19 protein-coding genes are annotated in these 20429 nt (G+C 72.1%); 4 read left to right on the top strand and 15 right to left on the bottom strand.

Annotated features, from left to right (window positions below; all coding sequences use genetic code 11):
• Positions 1–55: 55 nt before the first annotated feature.
• The 14 genes from FXO23_RS13320 to wecB form a co-directional block, all read right to left on the bottom strand.
• Entirely contained in the window at positions 56–1117 is a 1062-nt protein-coding gene (locus FXO23_RS13320) for a 3-oxoacyl-ACP synthase III family protein (RefSeq protein ID WP_158884516.1), read from the bottom strand.
• On the bottom strand, positions 1099–2451 hold the full coding sequence (locus tag FXO23_RS13315) for a cytochrome P450 (RefSeq protein ID WP_158884514.1): 1353 nt from the start codon (positions 2449–2451) through the stop codon (positions 1099–1101). The genes FXO23_RS13320 and FXO23_RS13315 overlap by 19 nt, the downstream gene beginning before the upstream one ends.
• Positions 2448–3791, bottom strand: a complete 1344-nt coding sequence (locus FXO23_RS13310; protein ID WP_158884512.1) for a cytochrome P450 — start codon at positions 3789–3791, stop codon at positions 2448–2450. Before FXO23_RS13310 ends, FXO23_RS13315 begins: the two co-directional genes overlap by 4 nt.
• The gene (locus FXO23_RS13305; protein WP_158884510.1) at positions 3788–4282 is read right to left on the bottom strand and encodes an ester cyclase; all 495 of its coding nucleotides are present in this window, start codon (positions 4280–4282) and stop codon (positions 3788–3790) included. The genes FXO23_RS13310 and FXO23_RS13305 overlap by 4 nt, the downstream gene beginning before the upstream one ends.
• Positions 4267–4785, bottom strand: coding sequence for an ester cyclase (locus FXO23_RS13300; RefSeq protein WP_158884508.1), 519 nt, complete (start codon positions 4783–4785; stop codon positions 4267–4269). Before FXO23_RS13300 ends, FXO23_RS13305 begins: the two co-directional genes overlap by 16 nt.
• Positions 4766–6223, bottom strand: coding sequence for a phytoene desaturase family protein (locus FXO23_RS13295; protein WP_158884506.1), 1458 nt, complete (start codon positions 6221–6223; stop codon positions 4766–4768). Before FXO23_RS13295 ends, FXO23_RS13300 begins: the two co-directional genes overlap by 20 nt.
• 179 nt (positions 6224–6402) lie before the next feature.
• Positions 6403–7179 (bottom strand): SDR family NAD(P)-dependent oxidoreductase, encoded by a 777-nt coding sequence (locus tag FXO23_RS13290; RefSeq protein WP_158884504.1) that lies wholly within the window; start codon positions 7177–7179, stop codon positions 6403–6405.
• A complete protein-coding gene (locus tag FXO23_RS13285) occupies positions 7176–9338 on the bottom strand; it encodes a beta-ketoacyl-[acyl-carrier-protein] synthase family protein (protein WP_218951976.1) in 2163 nt (720 codons plus the stop codon). Before FXO23_RS13285 ends, FXO23_RS13290 begins: the two co-directional genes overlap by 4 nt.
• Positions 9335–10369 (bottom strand): beta-ketoacyl synthase N-terminal-like domain-containing protein, encoded by a 1035-nt coding sequence (locus FXO23_RS13280; protein ID WP_158884502.1) that lies wholly within the window; start codon positions 10367–10369, stop codon positions 9335–9337. Before FXO23_RS13280 ends, FXO23_RS13285 begins: the two co-directional genes overlap by 4 nt.
• Positions 10370–10756 carry a 3-hydroxyacyl-ACP dehydratase FabZ family protein gene (locus FXO23_RS13275; RefSeq protein ID WP_158884500.1) on the bottom strand — a complete coding sequence of 129 codons (387 nt, stop codon included), beginning with the start codon at positions 10754–10756 and terminating at the stop codon, positions 10370–10372.
• Positions 10753–11973 carry a beta-ketoacyl-[acyl-carrier-protein] synthase family protein gene (locus FXO23_RS13270; protein WP_158884498.1) on the bottom strand — a complete coding sequence of 407 codons (1221 nt, stop codon included), beginning with the start codon at positions 11971–11973 and terminating at the stop codon, positions 10753–10755. Before FXO23_RS13270 ends, FXO23_RS13275 begins: the two co-directional genes overlap by 4 nt.
• Positions 11970–12416, bottom strand: coding sequence for a hotdog family protein (locus tag FXO23_RS13265; RefSeq protein WP_158884496.1), 447 nt, complete (start codon positions 12414–12416; stop codon positions 11970–11972). The genes FXO23_RS13270 and FXO23_RS13265 overlap by 4 nt, the downstream gene beginning before the upstream one ends.
• Positions 12417–12421: 5 nt before the next feature.
• Positions 12422–12847, bottom strand: a complete 426-nt coding sequence (locus FXO23_RS13260) for an acyl carrier protein (RefSeq protein ID WP_158884494.1) — start codon at positions 12845–12847, stop codon at positions 12422–12424.
• 30 nt (positions 12848–12877) lie between these two features.
• Complete coding sequence (gene wecB / locus FXO23_RS13255; protein WP_158884492.1) at positions 12878–14086, bottom strand: non-hydrolyzing UDP-N-acetylglucosamine 2-epimerase; 1209 nt, start codon at positions 14084–14086, stop codon at positions 12878–12880.
• Between the two features lie 618 nt (positions 14087–14704).
• Here wecB and FXO23_RS13250 point away from each other — a divergent pair.
• Positions 14705–15511 carry a L,D-transpeptidase gene (locus FXO23_RS13250; RefSeq protein ID WP_158884490.1) on the top strand — a complete coding sequence of 269 codons (807 nt, stop codon included), beginning with the start codon at positions 14705–14707 and terminating at the stop codon, positions 15509–15511.
• Between the two features lie 63 nt (positions 15512–15574).
• Positions 15575–16360: a choice-of-anchor P family protein gene (locus tag FXO23_RS13245; protein WP_158884488.1), complete on the top strand. Its 786-nt coding sequence runs from the start codon at positions 15575–15577 to the stop codon at positions 16358–16360.
• A 287-nt stretch (positions 16361–16647) separates the two neighbouring features.
• On the opposite strand, the gene FXO23_RS13240 is transcribed toward FXO23_RS13245, so the two are convergent.
• Positions 16648–18276, bottom strand: coding sequence for an acyl-CoA synthetase (locus FXO23_RS13240; protein ID WP_158884486.1), 1629 nt, complete (start codon positions 18274–18276; stop codon positions 16648–16650).
• Positions 18277–18506: 230 nt separating this feature from the next.
• Here FXO23_RS13240 and FXO23_RS13235 point away from each other — a divergent pair, with 230 nt between their 5' ends.
• Positions 18507–19712 (top strand): FG-GAP repeat domain-containing protein, encoded by a 1206-nt coding sequence (locus tag FXO23_RS13235; RefSeq protein ID WP_158884484.1) that lies wholly within the window; start codon positions 18507–18509, stop codon positions 19710–19712.
• A gap of 274 nt (positions 19713–19986) precedes the next feature.
• A complete protein-coding gene (locus FXO23_RS13230) occupies positions 19987–20421 on the top strand; it encodes a DUF6632 domain-containing protein (protein WP_343034482.1) in 435 nt (144 codons plus the stop codon).
• The last annotated feature ends 8 nt before the right edge of the window (positions 20422–20429 follow it).

The raw sequence follows: 20429 nt of genomic DNA, 5'->3' as shown, positions 1-20429 counted from the left end.
CTCCAGACAAATTTTGTCCGGAGGGGTCCCCTCATGAAAGCTCGGCGATACCCGGTCAGAGGTCGAGCAGGGCGCCCGCGTAGATCCACTTGGTGGCTTCGAGGCCGATGAGCAGGACCCGGTGCCCGGGTTTCACCCGGCCGGATCGGCGGGCTTCGTCCAGGAAGAGCGGCACCGCGGCGCTGCCGACCGCGCCCATGGTGGGCAGGCTGTCCAGGATCCGGCCCTCGAGCGCCCGCCAGTCGCCGGTGTCCAGTCCTGCTCCGGTCAGCGAGTCGAGCATCCAGTTCACGTTGCCTTCCGGCAGCACGCACGCGTCGACCGCGTTCGCCGGGAGACCGGTGGCGCGCAGGGTCGCGGCGATGGCCTCGGTGACCAGCACCGGCGTGAAGTCCCCGGCGCCCACCACGTCCACCTTCAACTCCACCAGGCGTTTCGCCTCGAGCTGCCGGTGGATCGGGGCGTGCGTGCCACCGCCGACCGCCCGGATCCCGGCCGGCCGGTCGCCGCCGATGGCCGCCATCGCGGCGCCCCGCACCCCGCCCGGCTCGGCGTCCGCGCGCAGCACGATCGCGCCCGCGCCATCGCCGAACATGTACAGCGGCATCCGGTCGCGCATCCGGATCCGCTCCGGATCGCGGCCGAGGTACACCGGCGCGAGCACCGGGGAAATCGCCTCGCTGCCGACCACGACCGCGGTCCGGTGCACCCCGCGCTCCAGGTACATCCGCGCGATGTCCAGGCCCTGCACCGCGCCCGCCCCGCCGGACCGCAGTTCCAGGGTCGCGCAGCGGGCCAGGCCCAGCCGTTCCTGCACCAGGTTCACCACCGGCGGCAGCGGGTAGTCCGGGGTCCCGGTCGAGCACACCAGCAGGTCCACTTCGGCCGGTTCGACCTCCGCGTCCGCGAGCGCCCGGACGACCGCCCGGTACGCCAGCTCCGAGTTGCTGGTGTGGTGCTCCCCGGTGACCGGATCGATGATCCAGTGCCGCTGCCGGATCGACAGGCCCTCGGCCACCTCGTCCGGCAACGGCCCGGCGAGTTCGGCGATCACCGAGGTCGGAATGGGGGCGCCGGGCAGGCAGCCGCCGGTGCCGATCAGGTGTGCGCTGGGCATGCCGCTTCGATCCTCCTGGGTCGCACGAGCACGCCGTGCCGGGCGCGCAGGGTCAGATCGGGCTGGAACTCCACCGGGTGCCCCGGCACCGATTCGAGGTCGAACCGCCGCAGCACGGACGCCACGACCAGCGGCATCTCCAGGTTCGCGAAGGCCATGCCCACGCAGTTCCGCGGCCCGCCGAGAAACGGGAAATACGCGTACCGGGGCCGTCCGGCCGACCGCTCGCGGGTGAACCGGTCCGGGTCGAAGCCCTCCGGGTTGTCCCAGTACGCCGGGTTCCGGTGCGTGATATACGTGCTCAGCAGCAGGAACGAGCCCGCCGGGATCCGGTGCCCGCCGAGCACGTCGTCGCGCAGCGGGGTCCGGGCCACCTGCCACAGCGGCGGGTACAACCGCAGCACCTCGGCCAGGACCCGGCGCAGGTACTTCAGGTTCGGCACGTCCGCCATCGCGGGTTCGCGGTCGCCGAGCACCTCGGCGAGTTCCGCGCGGACCCGCCGGGTGATCTCCGGATGCCGGGACAGCACGTGCCACACCCAGGTCAGGGTCGCGGCGACCGTTTCGTGCCCGGCGACGAACAGGGTCATCACCTGGTCCCGCAGCTGCCGGTCGGTCATGTACTCCCCGGTCTCCGGATCGGGGGTGTGCATCAGCGTGGTCAGCAGGTCGGCCTCGTCCGGCGCCGAATCCCGCCGCTCGCCGATCAACCGGTAGACCAGCTCGTCGAGCCGCCGCCGCGCGGCGAGGAACCGGCGGTTGCGCGGTGTCGGCACCCATTCCGGCAGATCCGGTACCGAGATCAGCTTGTGGTTGAGGTGTTCCAGCTGCCGCCGCACGGAAGCGCCCACCCAGGCGGCGTCGGCGGACCAGTCGGTGCGGAACAGGCAGCGCGCGAGGATGTCCAGGGTCAGCGCCTGCATCTCGGCCTGCATGTCGAGCGGTTCGCCGCCCCACCGGTCGAGCATCCGCCGGGTGCCCTCCAGCATCACGCCGGCGTAGGAATGCATCTGTTCGCGCCGGAACGCGGGTTCGGCCATCCGGCGCTGCGCGCGCCACGGCTCGCCGTTCGTGGTGACCAGCCCCTGGCCGACCGACGCGGAGACCTTGCGGTCGAAATCGGCCGGATGCGGGTAGTTCTCGAACTCGTCGACCAGGATGTGCCGCAGGTGGTCCGGATGCGCCACGAGGTACACGGTGACCGGGCCGCGCAACCGCACCAGATCCCCGTATTCGCGCCACGCGGCCAGGAACGTGCCCAGCGGATCGCGGCGGAAACCCAGGGAGGAACCGAAGATCGGGTGCCCGCGCGGTCCGGGTGGTAGCGGTTTCACGGCGCCTCCTCGACGCGCATCGGCATCCCGCCTTCGGGATAGAGGAAAACGTTCGACGTGGGCACGCACCGGTGACCGGGCGCGAGCGAGAACCGGAACTCGCCCAGCAGGCGCGCGAGCACCAGCGGGGCCTCCAGCAACGCGATCGACGAACCGGGACACAGCCGGGGCCCGCGGGAGAACGGCAGGTAGGCGTACCGGGGCACGCCGCCGGTCGGCCCCCCGGCGAACCGTTCGGGATCGAAACCCTCCGGATTGACCCAGAATTCCGGGTGCCGGTGCACCAGGTACGGGCTGAGGAAGACCTGCGCGCCGCGCTCCACCGGATGCCCGCCGATCACGTCGTCCTCGAGCGGGGTCCGCGAGATCGTCCACACGGGAGGGTAGAGCCGCAGCGCTTCGGCGTAGACCATGCGCAGGTACTTCAGCTTCGGCAGATCCTCGGCACGCGGTTCGCGGCCGCCGACCACCTCGGCGAGTTCGTCGCGCACCCGCCGCTCGGCCTCGGGATGCCGGGACAGCAGGGAAAGCGTCCACGTCAGGGAAAGCGCGGTCGTCTCGTAACCGCCGAGGAAGATGGTGACCACCTCGTCGCGGACCTGGCGATCGCTCATCCGCGCACCGGTCTCCGGATCGGTCGCGCCGAGGAACCGCCCCAGCAGGTCCGAAGTGGACTCTCCGGTTTCGCGGCGGCGCGCGATCAGGCCGTAGACGAACTCGTCCAGTTCCGCCCGCGCCGCGAGGAACCGGCGGCGCGCTCGGGTGGGCAGGATCGGCGGCAGCTCCACGAACCGCTGCAGCCGCAGGTTCGTGTACGCGTTGCAGGTGCGGACCGCGGTCGCGATCTTCCCGGCGACCGCGTCGACCTCGGTGCTGAACAGGGTGCGCATCACCACGGTCAGCGCCAGCCGGAACAGGTCGCCGGTGACGTCGAGGGTCTCCCCGGCCCGCGCCACCGGTCGCCACCGCCGCGCGAGGTCACCGGCCGCGTCGACCATCGCGGGCGCGAACGCGCCGATCCGGGCGCCGGAGAACGCGGGCTGGGCGAGCCTGCGCTGCCGGAAGTGGAAATCCCCGTTGGAGGTGAACAGTCCCTGCCCGACGAACGGTTCGAACTTGCCGATGGACAACGGGTCCTTCGGGTAGTTCGGCTGCCGGTCCTCGAGCACGTGCTGAATGTGCGCGGGGTGCACGGCGAGGTACATCCGGCGGCCGCCGGGCAGCGGGAACCGCACGAAGTCCCCGTGCTCGCGCCAGGCCCGGGTGAACGTGCCGACCAGGTCCCGCACCAGATCCGGCCCGGACCCGACGACCGGACAACCCGCCGCCACCGGGGTCATGGGTGCCTCCGGAGGTCGCGGGCGAGCGTGCGCACGGCGTGCGTCAGGTGGCCGAACGGACCGGTGCCGGGGGCGGGAATCGCCCCGGCCCGGATCAGCAGCCCGTGGAAATCCGATTCCTGCCACAGTTCGGTGAGCAGGCCCTGGTCGTTCATCCGCACCACGATCATTTCGGTCAGGGACAGGAGTTTTCCGGTGGGCGGCACGAACCCGGCGAGGTGGCCGAGGTGCGTCCCGGTGAACCGCAGGCGCGCGGCCACGGTGGTGCCCTGCGTGATCAGGTCGAGGAACTCGTACCGCAGATCCGGTTGCCCCCGCTTGATCACGCGCACGAGGTCCTGGAACTCCGAAAGCGCGCGCACTTTCGGGCGGCTGCCGACGTAGAACACGGCATCCGGCGTCGCCAGCTCACCCACGGTGTCCAGCGCGCCGGGATCGGTGACGCTCCACGCGCGTTCCGCGAACTCCCGGACCTTCACCGCGTAGTCCACTTCGGACCCCCTTTCGCGGTGAGGACGGCCATGCGGGCCAGCGTGCGCAGGGAATGGCCGAACCGGCCGAAGGGACCCGCGTCCTCCGGGGGCACCACGCCGAGCTGGTCGAGGACGACGAGCGGATTGGATTCCCGCCACAGGCAGGCGACGCGGCCGCCGTGGAAGCGGTACCAGACCAGTTCGGTGCGCAGGGTCGGGCGCCCGGTCGGCGGCAACCCGAGGAGCGGTCCCCGGTGCGTGCCGGTGACGTGCGCGCGCAGCAGCACCTGGTTCCGCTCGGCCACCGTCTCGTGCACGTGCACCGCCAGATCCGGCAACCCGGCCCGGGTTTCCGCCACGTACCGGGAAAACCCGTCGCGGTCGAGTTCCTCCGGCAGGTACGCCACCAGGTCCGGCCAGCAGAAGCCCTCCACGGTCGCCAGGTCGCCGTGGTTCCACAGCCGGTCGTGGATGCGCACGGCCAGTGCCGCGTAGTCCAGGTCACCACCGCGGTCCGACATCGGTTTCCCCTTCCTGGCGCAGGATTTCCTGGGCGGTGTGGCTGCCGGACACGAGCACCCGCAGCGCGCTGGCCGCCTGCGCCCAGTGCCCGCTCAGGTAGAGCCCGCCGATCGGCGTGCGGTGGGTGAGCCGTTTGCTGCCCGCCTGGGCCGGGGTGTTCTCCCAGCCGTAGGCCGCGCCGTCGCGGTTCGCGGTGAAGCGCCGCAAGGTCAACGGGGTCGCGCTTTGCGCGAACGTCAGCCCGTCCCGGAAACCGGGGTAGATCCGATCGATCAGGCCCAGGTAGCCGTCCTCGACCCGAGCCTTGAGTTCGGGCCACGGCGCGTCGAACGGCGCCAGCGCGGTCGAGGTCACCAGATGCTCGCCGGGCGGCCCCAGCGACGGATCGAGCAGCGTCGGCACCACGATCACGCTCGCCGCGGCCTCGCCGCCGAGAATGCCCCGGAAAGTCCGGTCGTGATCCGGATCCGGGAAGGCGAACGTCTCGTGGGTGGCACCCGCCAGATCGCAGGTGGTGGCCGCGTACACCACGAACATCGACAGCGAAGGCTTGAGCGAACGCAACCGCCGGACATACGCCGTCGGCAGGTTTCCCATGCCCACCAAGGAATCGAAGGTCTGCCAGGCGTCGGCTCCGGACACCACCACGGGCGCGGTCACGGGTTCCCCGCCGAGCACCACCCCGGTCACCGCGCCGCTCTCAAGCGTGATGCGCTCGACCGGTGTGCCGTAGCGCAACACGCCGCCGCGGCTCTCGATCGCGAGCACGAACGCGTCCACCAGGCGCTGGAACCCGCCGACGCAGTGGTACAGGCCGTGCACCTGGGTGAAGAGGAAGCGCGCGTACAGCTCGAAGGACAACTGCGACGGCGGCAGGCCCATGTACGGCCACCCCGCGGTGCACAGCGCCTTGCACCGCGGGTCGATGAGGTACCGATCGACCACCTCGCCGAGCGTGCGCATCCGGTGCTCGAACAGCACCGGGAACCGCCGCACCGCCGCACCCAGTTCCCGCATGCCCAGTCGCACCGGAACCTGCCGCGCCTCTTCGAGGAAGCGCCCGCACAGCCCGAAGAACGCGCGGATCCCGGCCGCTTCGCGCGGGAACGCGCGGACGTGCGCCTCGACGAACTCCTCGGCGCCGAACGGCACATCCCAGCGATCGTCCTTAATGGACACCCGATACAGCAGGTCCGATTCGACGAACTCGCAGTTGTCCCGCACGCCGAGGAAGGTCAGCAACTCGTCGACCGTGCCGCCCGCGTCCGCGCCGGGCACCACGTGGATGGCCGGATCGAAGTACCGGCCGCCGGCCTCGAACGCGTGCGCGTAACCGCCCGGCCCGTCGGCGCGTTCGGCGACCAGCACCCGGCGGCCGAACCGGGCGAGGTAGGCCGCGGCGGCGAGCCCGCCGAGCCCGCTGCCCACCACGATCACGTCGAAATCGGTGTTCTTCCTGAAACGCGCTTCCGCGTTCGCGTTGACAGGGCTCGACTTCCCGCCAAGCCTCGCCTCTCGCTGAAGGGAGCCCTGCCCCCGCGAAAGCGGGCCTTCGGCAGGGGCGCGTTCGGCGCTCGCTTTACGCGTAAAGCTTACGTTCTCAGATGTTCCCGGCCTCACAGGGACGGCCTCCCCAGCCCGAGCGCGGTCGCCGCGCCACCGTCCACGGTCACGAACGAACCGGTGAGGTAACTCGATTCCGGGCCCGCGAGGAACCGCACCGCGCTGGCGACCTGCTCGACCTCGCCGTACCGCCGCATCGGGATCTGCTTGCGGATGCTCTTCCCGGAGTCCCCGTCGACCAGCCCGCCGACCAGATCGGTCGGGGTGAACCCGGGCAGCACGGCGTTGACCCGGATGCCGAACCGCGCGGCTTCCATCGCGGTGCACCGGGTGAACGCGTTGATCGCGCCCTTGGACGCCGCGTAGTTGGATTCGCCGATCCACCCGCGTTCGGCCATCACCGAGGACACGTTGACGATCACGCCCTCGCCCTGGGCCATGAACCGCGGCAGCACGCTCTTGGTGCCGTTGAAGACGCCGCCGAAGTTGGTGCGCATCACCTCGAGCCAGTCGTCCGGGCCGAGGTGGTAGACCAGCCCGTCCCGGGCGATCCCCGCGTTGTTGACCAGGATGTGCGGGCCGCCGAGTTCGTCGCCGACCCGCCGGACCATCGCCTCGACCTGGTCCGGTTCGGCCACGTCGGCCCGTACCGCGATGGCCCGCACGCCCCGCGCGCACGCCTCCTCGACCACTTGGGCCGCGGCGCCCGCCGAACCCAGGTAGCCGACCGCGACGTCGGCGCCGTCCGCGGCCAGCGCGGCGCAGATCGCCCGGCCGATGCCCCGGGAACCGCCGGTGACCAGCGCGACCTTGCCCTGCAACGGTTTCACGGCTGCCTCCCCTCGGCCAGGAGACTCAGATGCGTGCCGCCGAGCGACGCGCTGTTGACCAGGGACAGGCCCGGCGACCGCAGCGCGAGCGCGAGGCTCAGCGCCCCGCCGACACCCAGCGGTTCGCCGAGTACCCGTTTCGGCGCATGGCATTCCGGCACCGGATCGAACACCCGGCCCAGCGCGAGGCTTTCCGCCCGGTCCGCGCTCGCCAGCCCGGCGGCCGCGAGCCAGACACCGTCCACATCGGATGGTGCGCGGCCGCCGTCGCGCAGGGCGGCGCGCATCGCCCGCTCGGCGCCGCGACCGCGGGCGTCCCAGCCACCCGCGCGGCGGGCGTCGGAAGCGCAACCGCTGCCGAGGATCTCCCCGAGGATCCGCGCACCGCGCGCCCGCGCCGCGTCCCGGCGTTCCAGGACCAGCGCGACGCTCCCCTCCGCGAGCGGCAATCCCGGGCACCGGGCGGCGTAGGCGCGCAGCACCTCGTCGGTGAGCGTGTCCGCGGCCACCGCGACCAGCGCGTCGGCATGCCCGCACGCCAGCAGATCGGCCGCGTACCCGATCGCGGCGGCCCCGGCGGCGTGCCCGGCGGACAGCGTGCTCGTCGGCCCGCGCAGCCCGAGCCGGGTCGCGATCTGGCCGGGCGCCTGGCTGAAGACGGTGTTCACGAACACCCCGGGATGCGCGGCGGACACGCCCTCGGCGAGCAGCGGGCGCATGAACTTCTCGGTGTCCGCCATCGGCCCCAGCCCGGTGCCGAACAGCACCCCGATGTCCTCGACCGCCGCGGTGCCCGGCGCGAACCCGGCGTCGGCGAGCGCGCGGGCCGCGGCCACCACGCCGAACACGGCGAGCCGGTCCATCCGCCGCCGGGCGCGCCGGTCCAGGTACGGCTCGGGATCGACCTCGACGCGCCGGTCCGGGCCGAGCACCGCTACCCCGGTCACCACCACCCGGCCGGTCACCGGCTCGGGGAGCGAACGTCCCGGGCGGCCGAGCACGATCGCGGTGTTGACCCCGCCGAACGCGAAGTTCGTGGACACCGCGACCTCCCGGTCGAACGAGCGCGGCCCGCCCGGCACGTAGTCGAGGTCGCATTCGGGATCCGGGCGGACGTACCCGGCCGTCGGCGGCGCGGTCCGTTCCGCCAGCGCCCGCGCGGTCACGATCGCCTCCACCGCACCGGCCGCGCCGAGCAGGTGCCCGATGACGGATTTGGTGCTGCTGACCAGAACCCGGTCGGCGGCGGGGCCGAGCGCGTGCCGGATCGCGCGGGTCTCGGCCGGATCGTTGCGGGGTGTGCCGGTGCCGTGGCCGTTGACGTACCCGACCTCCCCGGGCGCGACCCCGGACCGCCGCAGCGCCGAACCGATCGCCGCGCCCGCGCTCGCGCCGTCCGGGCGGGGCGCGGTGACGTGGTACCCGTCGGCGGCGAGCCCGTAGCCGAGCACTTCGGCGAGCGCGGGCAAATCCGCCCGCGGGGAAACCAGCAGCACCATGCCGCTGCCCTCGCCGAGCGAAAGGCCGTCGCGCGTCGCCGAATAGGGCGCCATCGGCTCGGCGGACAGCGACTCCAGCGCGTTGAACCCGGCGATCACCGTCTCGGACAGCGCGTCCACGCCCCCGGCGAGCACGGCGTCCGCCCGGCCGCGCCGCACCAGATCGGCGGCCAGCCCGATCGCCCCGGCGCCCGAGGCGCACGCGGTGTTCACGGCCAGCACCGGCCCGCGCGCGGAGAACGCGGCGGCGACCGCTTCGGCGAGCGACTGCGGGGTGAGCGTGGCCAGCAGGTCCGGATCGGGATCGTCGGCGCGCAGCCAGTCCTGCGCGGAGAGCAGCCCCGCATTGCAGGTGCCGAGCACGACCCCGAGCCGTTCCGGCGCGACCGTTCCGGGTGGCAGCGCCGCCATCGCCTCCTCGGCCGCGGCGAGCGCCAGGTCCAGGACGCGGTCGCGGTGCGCGGCGAACCTCCGGTACCGGGCGCGGGTGTCCGGCCGGACGTCCACCTCGCCGAGGACCTTGGTCCGGTAACCGGTCAGGTCGAGGTGCTGGGCCGGCCGGATCGCCACCCGGCCGGACACCGCGCCCTCCCACAGATCGGCGGCCGTCCCGCCGAGCGCGGTGACCGCGCCCGTGCCGACGATGGCGACTGCGTTCACGCTCTCTGCTCCTTCCTGCTGGGCCGCGTGAGCACCAGGGCGGCCTCCTGCCCCTGTGGTCCCCGCGCGAGCGCGAGGGTGTGCCGCGCGGTCAGGGGTCGCGCGCCACCGGAATCCCCGGGCGCGGGCGGGACGGCGTCCTCGTCGAGCATCAGCGCGGCGACTCCGGCGTTCAGCGCGCCCGCCGCCGCGCCCAGGTCCCCGGTCGCCGCGCGCACGTCCCGCTGGACGTACCGGGCCTCGGCGACTCCCGCGTCGGCGAGCGCGCGGGGTGCGGCCGGTTCGCCGAACGTGGCGCCGAAACCGGTGACCTCGGCGTAGACCTTCGCGTCCCGCTCCCGCGCGGCGGTGAGTTCCTCGAGCACCACGAACGCGGCGCCCTCGCCGGGCGGCACCACCGAGTCGCTCGCGGACAGTGCCCACCAGGAGACCGCGTCGTCGAAACCCCCGGCCAGGGCCACCCGGGACTCCCCGCGCCGCAGGGACCGGTAGGCGCGCCCGATCGCGGTCAGCCCGGCCTCCGGACCGCCGTGGAAGTAGGCGTTCGCGCCACGCAGCCCGTGCCGGGCGGACAGGTGGTACAGCACGGCCGACTGCAGCCCTTCGACGTAGAACAGCGGGTAGAAGGCCGAGGTCGCCCGTTCCCCCAGGAGCCGGAGATCGGCCCGGCCGTCCGGCCCCCGCGCGGCCCGGGTCCCGGCGAGCAGGTGCTCCGGGTTGGAGATCTCCTTGCGGCCACCGGCGAAAACCCCGAGGTCCTCCGGATCGTGGCGGGTGAAGTCGATCCCGGCATCGGTGACCGCGAGCGCGGCCCCGGCGATCGCCAGCTGATCGGCCCGGGTGGTCATCCGCAGCGCCCGGCGCGGGGCGTAGCGCTCCGGCACGAAGTCCCGGATCTCGGCGCCCAGCCGGTCGCCCTCGCGCAGGCGGCCGATCGCCGTCTTCCCGTCCAGCAGCGCCTTCCAGGTGTCGGTCCGGCCCGCGCCGAGCGCGGTGAGCAGCCCGATCCCGGTGATCACGACGCGGTTCACTCAGACCTCCTCCCGGGTGGCGATCCGGGTCATCCGCAGCTCGCGGACCGTGGCTACGGTCCGGCCGTCCACCCGGGCCACGCCCTGGCACACCGCGTCGCAGGCGCGGGCCTCGACGACCTGGGCGGCGAGCACGAGCTGGTCGCCCGGTTCCACGTACCGCCGGTACCGGACGCGGTGCGCCTCGGCGAGCAGCCAGCAGCCGTCGCCCGGGTCGCCGAGCGCGAGCCGGGCGACCGCCGCCAGCTCGTCGAGGATGAGCACGCCCGGCAGCACCGGGAACCGGGGGAAGTGCGTGGCGAAGATGTCCAAAGTGGACGGAATGTTGCGGATCGCCTCGGCGCGGACCCCGGCCCGCACGGAAAGCACCTGGTCGAAGCCGGTCATCGCGGTGCGCCGAGCACGAAGGAGGCGTTGGCGCCGCCGAACGCGAACGCGTTCACGCACGCCGTCCGCACCGGGCGCCGCCGGGCCGTTCCCGGCACGTAGTCCAGGTCCAGCTCCGGGTCCGGGTGCTCGAGGTTGATCGTGGGCGGGACGAGCTGCTCGCGCAGCGCGCCGACGGCCGCCACCAGGTTCACCCCGGCGGCGGCCGAGGTCAGGTGCCCGGTCATCGACTTCGGCGAGCTGACCGACAGCGCGGCCGCGTGTTCGCCGAACACCGCCTTGATCGCGCGGGTCTCGCTGAGGTCGTTGCCCGGCGTCCCGGTCCCGTGCGCGGCCACGTAGTCCACTTCGGACGCCTCCACTCCGGATTCCGCGAGCGCCTTGCGCATCGCCCCGGCCGCCCCGCCGCCGTCCGGGGGCGAATCGGTGATCCGGTAGGCGTTCAGCGTCGAGCCGTAGCCGAGCAGCTCGCCGTGCACCCGGGCGCCGCGCGCGGCCGCGTGTTCGGCGTCCTCGAGCACCGCGACCACGGCGCCCTCGCCGAGCACGAACCCGGACCGGCGCGCGTCGAACGGCCGCGACGCCCGCGCGGGCTCGTCGTCGTACTCGCTGGTCAGCGCGCGCAGCAGGGCGAAACCGAGCACGTCGAGCCAGGTGGTGAGCGCGTCGAAACCACCGGCGAGCACCAGGCGGCAGTCCCCCTCTTGGATCCGCCGCATGGCCTCGCCGAGGGCGTGCGCCGCGCCCGCGCAGGCGGTGCTGACGCTGACGAACGGGCCCCGGCAGTCCCCGGCCCGCGCGATGGCCGCGATCCCGGTGTTCTGTTCCCGCCGCCGGACTTCTCCGGTGCGCTGCCGGGGAAGTTCCCCGGTTTCGAGCCGGTCCGCCAGTTCGGTCAGCTCGTCCAGCTCGGGGCGCCCGACCGTGCCGCCGAAGGCCACCCCGCGTTCGCGCGGCGGGATCGCCCGCCACCCCTCGCCCGCGTCCGCGAGGGCTTCCCGGGCGGCGGCGAGGCCGAAGCCCGCGGCCCGGGACAGTCCGCGCTCCCCGGCGAACCCGGTGACCTGACCCGCGATCCGCACCGGGAAGGTCGAGCAGTCGAACGTGGTCAGCCGGGAGATCCCGCTGCGCCCGGACTTCAGGCCGTCCCAGGTGGACGCCACGTCGTTGCCCAGCGGGGTGACCGCGCCGAGCCCGGTGATCACGACCCGCCTCATCGGTCCGGCCGTTCCAGCCCGCGCCGCATCCGGGAGACGTCCTCGATCGACTCCAGGTCCTCGGTGTCGACCAGCGCGCACATCAGCGCTTCGGCGGCCACCACCACCTCGCCGCCGGTGCGGACCGCGCCGGAGAGCACCGCGCGGTCGGCGTTGATCGATTCGACGACCCCGTCCAGTGCGAGCACGTCGCCCGGCCGGATCGGCGGCCCGAGCCGCACCCGGTCGACCGACAGCAGGGCCGCCCGCTTGCGCAGTTCGGTGGAGATCAGCACCAGCCAGCTGCCCGCCTGGCACAACGCCTCCAGCGCGAGCGCGCCCGGCATCTCCGGCCCCCGGCCGTGATCGCGCCAGTACGGCTCCAGCCGGGAGGTGAGCTTGCGCGCGGCGATGGACTCGGCGGGCACGACGTGGTCGATCCGGTCGATCAGGTGGAACCGCATGGTTTCTACCGGCCGATCCGGGCCAGCGCGGGGGTGTCGACCCGGCTGCGCACCAGCTGCACCAGGTTGTCCACGGTGAACAGCCCCAGCACCTCGTCGGCCTTGAGGCGGCCGGACAGCGCTTCGGTGTCGATCTGCGGCATCACGGTTTCCAGCTGCGCCAGTCCCTTGGCCGTGACGACCTCCGCCGCGTCGCCGAACTCCTCGTCCGGGATGCCGCCCTGGACGTAGGTGGCCAGTTCGGCGGCCTCGATCTTGACCCCGAGCGAGCGCTCCAGCCGGAACAGCATGTCCAGCAGATCGATGGATTCCGCGCCGAGGTCGTACAGCAGGGTCGCGTCCGCGGTGACCTCCTCGGGCTCCAGGCCGAGCGCGTCCTGCACGGCCGCGTAGACCGCGGCTTCGATGTCCGTGCTTTCGGTGTTTTCCATGCTTCTCCTCCACTTTGTCGGGGCGAAAACTCAGGCGGGGACGAGCCGTTCGGCGCCAGGCAGGAACGGCTCCGGCGCTTCGGCGCGCAGGCCGAGCAGCCGGGCGAGCGCCTGTTCGGTGCGCAGCGCCGCGCGCCCGTCGCCGAACGGGTTGCCCGCCGCGACCATCGACGCGGCCAGTTCCGGTCCGGTCAGCAGGGCGTGCGCGGCGGTGACGATCCGGTTCTCGTCCGTGCCGACCAGCCGCGCGCACCCGGCGTCGACCGCCTCCTGACGTTCGGTGAGTTCGCGCAGCACCAGGACCGGGACGCCGAAGGTGGGCGCTTCCTCCTGGATGCCACCGGAATCCGACAGCACGAGCGTGCACGAACCCAGCAGGCGGGCGAGATCGGCGTAGTCGAGCGGATCGGTGAGCAGCACCCGCGGGCAGCCGCCGACCGCCGCGGTCACCTGCGCCCGCACGGCCGGGTTGGGGTGCGCGGGCAGGACGACCTCGAGTTCGGGGTGGCGGCGCACCAGGGTGCGCACGGCCCGCAGCACGGCGGCCATCGGGGCGCCCCAGGACTCCCGGCGGTGCACGGTGACCAGCGCGAGCCGGGTCTCGCCCGACCGCGCGCGGCGTTCGACTCCGGCGAGTTCCCGTTCGGCGAACGGGCGGCGGGACACCGAGACCGCGCGGACCGCGTCCACCACGGTGTTGCCGATCACCTGGATCCGCTCGTCCGGCACGCCCTCGGCGGCCAGGTTCGCCGCGGACCGCTCGGTCGGCGCGAGGTGCAACGCGGCCAGCGTGCCGACGAGTTTCCGGTTGGCCTCCTCGGGAAACGGCGCGGCCAGGTCGTGCGACCGGAGCCCGGCCTCCAGGTGCACCACCGGCACGTGCCGCCAGAACGCGGCGAGCGCCCCGGCGACCGTGGTGGCCGTGTCGCCCTGCACCACCACCGCGGCGGGCGGGCGGCGCGCCCACAGCGCGTCCAGGGCGGGCAGCATTCCGGCGTACAGCTCCGGCTGGCTCCCGGTGCGCCGGTCCACCGCGAGGGTCTCGTGTGGACACAGGCCGAACGTGCGCAGGGACTGGGCCACCATCGCGGGATGCTGACCGCTCGCCACGAGCACGGGCCGCAGCCGCCCGGCGCGGGCCAGTTCCCGCGCGACCGGCGCCAGTTTGATCGCCTCCGGCCTGGTGCCCGCCACCAGGTGCACCTCGGGTCGTCCGTCCACCCGGTTTCCGCCGTCCATGCTCGCCTCCTCCGCTCTTGGCGCGGGGTAGTGACGGCCGGGCGGGGCCGATGACGAAGTTCGGCCGGATCTACTCCTCGTGCGGTAGCCGGGCTGTCCAAGCTGGCAGAAAACGGTGTTTACCTGCCGAATACCACGGGAATGGTATGTACCAGTGTCCGCACGCGCGTTAGCGTCCGGACGGCCATTCCACTCGATCGGATGAATTGGGCGTCGCGCCTATGCCGAGCCGGATCGCCGCCGCCGAGCAAGCCATTCCTGGGCGCCGCTGGTCACCGGAAGATTTGTCATCCGGACCAGCACTGACCGGCGCGAAAGGCGCAAAAACCGCAAGGTTCCGGTTTAGGCGACCCGCCAGTAGGTCTGCCGGACGTGTCGCTAGTATGCGTGCCTACACCCACCAGGGTGAGGTCACTTGTCGCTCGAAAGGTAGGCACGTGGACGTTTCGTTGGTAATTGACACTCTTTCGGGTGGTTCGTGAATCTCCCATGAGGGTGGCGCCCCAGATCCGTTGGCGCGGCGGATACCGGCGGGCAGGCAAGTGATTTTCGATTCGTGCAGTTGGTTCCCGCGTCGTTACTTCCTGCGTGAAATTCTTCATTCAAGGATTGTGATAGATGGAAAGCTGTGCTAATCCGAGTCGTTCCCGGAAGCCGGGGCGGAATCGGGCGTGGTTCGCGGTCTCGGCCGTCGCCGCTTTGGCGTTCCTGACCGCGGGTTGTGGCGGTGACGCCCCCGAGGCGGCCCCGGCGGCGGTGAGCCAGGAGGACCTGACCGCGCTGCCCGAGGCCAACACGTTCGGCTCGGTCCCCGAGGCCGCCAAGGATTCCGGCGCCCAGCCGACCGGGAAGGTCATCCACCCCAAGGAGGAGTTGGTCGTCTACTCCGCTGTCGGCGGGAAGGCGATCGCGAAGCTCCCGACGGTCCAGATGGGGTCGCCGACCTGGGTCCCGGTCATCGCCGAACAGGGCTCCTGGGCCGAAATCCTGCTGCCGACCCGGCCGAACGCGGCCGCGGGCTGGGTGCACGTCGACGGCGGGAAGGTGGAGAACGCGCAGAACGACTACGTCATCAACGTCGCCCGCGACGCGTTCTCCCTGGAACTGCTGCAGTCCGGCAAGAAGCTCGGCAAGTGGACGATCGGTACCGGCAAACCCGAGTACCCCACTCCGCTCGGCCGGGCGTACCTCCTCGCCTCGATCGAGGAAACCGTGAACAAGTACAGCCCGATCGTGCTCCCGCTGAGCTTCCACTCCGATTCGCACGAGACCTTCGGCGGCGGGCCGGGCACGGTCGGCATCCACACCTGGCCGGACGAGAGCTTCGTCGGCAAGGCCAACAGCGACGGCTGCATCCGAGTCCCCAAAGACGCGCTCGAGGCACTCGTCAAGGTTCCGCTCGGCACGATCGTGAACATCACGTAACCCCGGCGGATCCGCTTCACCCTCCCCGAAAAACCGTTATCCCCCAATGTGAAAGGCACTGCATTGTCCAGAAGCAAAGCCGTTGCCGCCGGTGTCGGCGTCCTGACCGCCACCCTCGCGACCGGCGCCCTGTTCGCCCCCGCCGCGAGCGCCACCGAGCACAGCAGCTCGGCCTACGCGATTTCCGCGAGCGGCCTGCTGAAGATCGACCCGCTCCCCTCGGTGGGCGTGTCGGAAGGCTTCGACCAGAAGTCGGTCGCCGAGTTCTCCCTGCCGGGCGGGCTGTTCAAGCTGAACGCGCTCAACGCCCAGGCGGGCAAGGGCTTCGCCAAGGCGAGCATCAAGGACGTCAGCCTGAACCCGGGTGTGCTGATCCACGTGGACAAGCCGCTGCTGACCGCGTCGGCGATCACCGCCGACTGCAAGGACGGCAAGGCTTCCTCCTCGCTGGCGAAGGCGTCGATCGGCGGCATCAAGCTGGACGTGGCCGCCGCCCCGAACACCACCGTCGGCGTGCCGGGCCTGGCCTCGGTCACCTTGAACAAGCAGACCAAGAACAAGAACGGCTCGGTCACGGTCACCGCGATCGAGGTCAGCGTGGACGGGATCCAGAAGCTGAGCCTGGCCTCGGCGACCTGCGCGACCGGTGGTGACGGCGACGGCGGCACCCCGACCACCGAACCCACCAAGCCGACCAAGCCGACCGACAAGCCCACCTCGCCGGGCAAGCCGTCCGACGACAAGGGTGGCGACAAGGGCAAGGACAAGCCCGCCGGCGACAAGCCCGACGCCAACGGCAAGGCCCCGACCCCGACCCCGGTCAAGGCCCACCTCGACGTCACCGGCTGATCCACCCGGCCCCACCGTGGCCTCCGCCCCACGGGGCGGAGGCCACTTTCACGTCCACGCACGCGAATTACACATTCAGGCACGCGAGTTGCACGTTCGCGCTCGCCGCCTCGGCGCGGACCGGTTACCCGGATGCCGAACTCGGGTGCCCGAATGAGGTTTTCTCGGTGTGTGGCGTGGTGCCGTGCTCGTGGGATGTGCCCGAATGTCGAGCCCACCTACCGAAATGAGGAACTCGGTGTGCCGAAACGGGGAACTCGCACGTCCGGAACGGGGGACTCGCGCGGTCAGTGGGTGCGGAGCCGGGCGCGGAGGAGTTTGCCGGTGGCGTTGCGGGGGAGTTCGGCGAGGAAGACCACGTCGCGCGGGACCTTGTAGCGGGCGAGGTTTCCCTTCACGTAGGCCTTGATCTCCTCGGCGTCCAGGGTGCGGTCCGGGGCGGGGACCACGAAGGCCCGCAGCCGGTGGCCGAACTCGCGGTCCGGCACGCCGATCACCGCCGCCTCCAGCACGTCCTCGCGGGCGGCGAGCAGGTCTTCGATCTCCCCGGGGAACACGTTCTCGCCGCCGGACACGATCATGTCGTCGTCCCGGCCGTCCACGAACAACCGGCCGGACGCGTCGAAGTGCCCGATGTCGCCGCTGGACAGCAGGCCGTCGATGATCTCCTTGTGGCCGCCGCCGGAGTACCCCTCGAACGCCAGCGCGCTCCCGGCGAAGATCCGCCCGCGCACCCCCGGCTCGGTGACCTCCTCGCCGCCGGCGTCGAAGAGTTTCACCCGGCAGCCGAGCGGCGGGCGGCCGACCGTGCCCGGCGCCGCCCGCCAGTCCTCCGGCGTGGCGACGGTCGCGACCGCGACCTCGGTCGACCCGTAGAGATTGTGCACCACCTCGCCGAACGCCTGGGTCGCCCGGTTGCCGAGATCCGCCGGGAGCGCGGATCCCACGCTGAACAGGACGCGCAGGCTCGACGTGTCGTACTCGGCCAGCGTTTCCGGGCCGAGGTCGAGGATCCGCCGCAGCATGGTCGGCACCAGCACCAGCGCCGTGCACCGGTACCGGGCCACTCCGTCCAAAGTAGACAGCGCGTCGAACCGGCGGCGGAAGATCACCGCGGAACCGAGCGCGAAGGACAGGATGAACTGGGAGAGCCCGGTGCCGTGGAAAGTCGGCGCGGCCACGAAGGTCGCCTCCCCGGCCCGCAACGGGATCCGGTCCAGGAACTGCGCGGCGGCCAGCGGTGACCGGACCCTGCGCGGCGCGCCCTTCGGCGTCCCGGTGGTGCCGCTGGTGAGCAGCACCAGCCCGCCCGCCTGCCGCGGCGCGGGCACATCCCGGTCTTCGGTGCTCGCGATCAGCTCGTCCAGGCACGGCACCCCGGTGCCCGGTTCGTCCACCCACGCCAGGTACCGGCGCACCTCCGCCGGCACCCGGGACAGGACCGGTGTGAACTCCTGGTCGTGCACCAGCGCCGAAACGCCTTCGCGCGCGGCCACGTCGGCCAGCTGCGGCGCGCCGAAACCGGTGTTCATCAGCAGCAGCCGGGCCCCCAGTTTGGCCGCGGCCAGCATGGTGTCGACGACCCCGCGGTGGTCGCGGCACAGCACCGCGATCACCGAATCGGCGCCCAGGCCGTGCGCGGCCCACGCGCGGGCCAGCGCGTTCGACCGGCGGTCGAGGTCGGCGTAGGTGAGCGTGCCGCGCTCGTCGACGATCGCCACCGCGGACCGGTCCCGCCGGGCGGCGATCCGCGCGGCGCCGGCGATCGGGCCGTAGCGGCGCACCGACCGGACCGAGGCGATCGCCAGATCGGGCCGCGAAGGCCGCACCAGGCCGGATCGCCGCAGCACGCCGACCGCGCGCGCCGCCCCGGTCAGCCTGCCGATCGCCTCGACCGGATTCGCCAGGATCGCCACCGTGAGCACTCCTTTCGCGGGCGCGCGGAAACGCGACCTCGGCCGGTCACGTTAATCGCGGCGACCTAAAGTGACAAGAGTGCTGACCAGATTGTGACACCGGGACTCAGTCCAGGCAGCCAGCCTGCCAATACCCAGGAAACCCTTGCCAACCGGCCACGAATGCGGCATACATGTCGCCATTGATAAGACCCCTTATCAAAAGCTGCGCCACGGAGTCAAGGAGTGTCATGTCCCCCTCGAAATGGAGTTTCGCGCGGGCTGGGGTGATCGCGACCCTGCTGCTGGGCCCGGCGTTCGCGCCCGCCGCGGCGGCCGAGTCCCCGGGCGTGCCGCCGGTGCGGTTCGCGCCGAAGGCGGAGTACGCCAGCGGCGGGATCGGCGGCCCCGGCTGGCACGAGACCAACACCGCGGTCGCCGACTTCGACCACGACGGGCACCCGGACGTGGTGACCGCCGATCTGTTCGATCCGTTCGGCTCCGGCCCGTTGCTGTTGCTGAACTCCGGCGACGGCACGCTGACCAGCCCGGGCAAGCGGATCACCACGACCCCGTTCACCGGCACGGTGGTGCCGGCGGACCTCGACGGCGACGGGAACACCGACCTGATCGCCGGCGCGACCTGGGGCTTCTTCGTGCGCCTCGGCAACGGGGACGGGACGTTCGCCGACGGCGAGTTCCACTTCGTCCTGCAGGCGTTCCAGAACGACATCGAGGTCGGGGACGTCGACACCGACGGCCACCCGGACGTGCTGGTGCGCGCCGCGCACGGCATCGTCGCGTACCTGGGCAAGGGGGACGGCACGTTCCCCGAATCCAAGACCACCGTGTTCACCGGCGGTGTCACCCCCGGGTTCTCCGGGATCTCCCTGGCCGATTTCGACAACGACGGCAAACCCGACCTCGCCGCCGCCGACGCGATCACCCAGCGCGTGGTGACGCTGCGGGGCGACGGGACGGGGAACTTCACCCCGCTCGGCAGCGGGCCGAGCGCGCTCGTGCCCGGCACCGTGCTCACCGGCGACTTCAACCACGACGGCATCGACGACGCCGCCGCGCTCAACGAGTTCAACACCGCCGATGCGGGTTCCTCGAGTGCGGTGGTGCTGATCTCGGACGGCAGGGGCGGGTTCGAGCCGCCGAAGAAGTACGGCGGCGGGCTGGCCCCGGTCTCCGGCGCGGTCGGCGACCTCAACGGCGACGGCAACCCGGACCTCGTGTCCAGCGACGTCGCGCTGAGCCAGGAGGTCGTGCTGCTCGGCGACGGCCGCGGCGGGTTCGTGCCCGGCGGGGCGTTCGGCGTCGGCCTCTTCCCGCAGACCCCGGCGATCGGCGATCTCGACGGCGACGGCCGCCCGGACCTGGTGACCACGGCGGTGACCACCGGCATTCTTCCCGGTGTCTCCGGCGTCTCCGTCCTGCGCAACATCTCCTGACCCCGGCGCGGGGTCTCGAATGCGACCTTCGAGACCCCGCGGGGCGGCGCCGAGTTGTCCACATCGGACCCAGCTGTCCACAGATTTCCACGCCCCCCGATTTCCGGGGTTTTCGCGGATAGACTGGCCGTGGGGTCGCCCCCCAGGGAGTGGTGGGGGGTGGTGACCTGGGTATGCGGCAACCGATCCGCGGACACCCCTTGACTATGACGTGCGGCATACTCGACTCTTGGGTTATGACGGTTGGCATAACCCAGGGAGACGGGTGAGCGCGATGGGTGCCGAACGCGCGGTGCGGCGGCTCGGGATCGGGATGCGCGTGGTCGGGGTGTTGTGGGTGGTGTTCTTCGCGGGCGCGTTCGTGGCGCTGGCCACCGATTCGCCGCTGGCCCACCGGGACAACGGGCTGGGACGGTTCGTCGCCTGGGGCGAGGACGGCCACGACTACGCCCTGATGCTCTCGATCATCTACGTGGTCTGGGGCGTCTTCACCTGGCGCGCGGCCCGCGATCCGCTGGCGCACCGGAGTTTCCTCGACTTCACGATCACCGCGAACTACGCCCACATCGGCCTGATGCTGGTGCTCGCCCTCGTCCGGCACCACGAGCACGCCCACCTCGCCGGGGACGTGGCCGCCGGTTTCCTGCCGCCGATCCTGCTCAGCATCCTGTGGTGGCCGATCCGGTCCCGGGTCCCCGCGCGACTATGATGGCCGTC

It is taken from the genome of Amycolatopsis anabasis, assembly GCF_009765355.1.
In the GTDB taxonomy this organism is placed as follows: Bacteria; Actinomycetota; Actinomycetes; order Mycobacteriales; family Pseudonocardiaceae; genus Amycolatopsis; species Amycolatopsis anabasis.
Note: the sequence above shows the minus strand (reverse complement) of the source record. Positions and strands in the feature narration are given on the sequence as shown.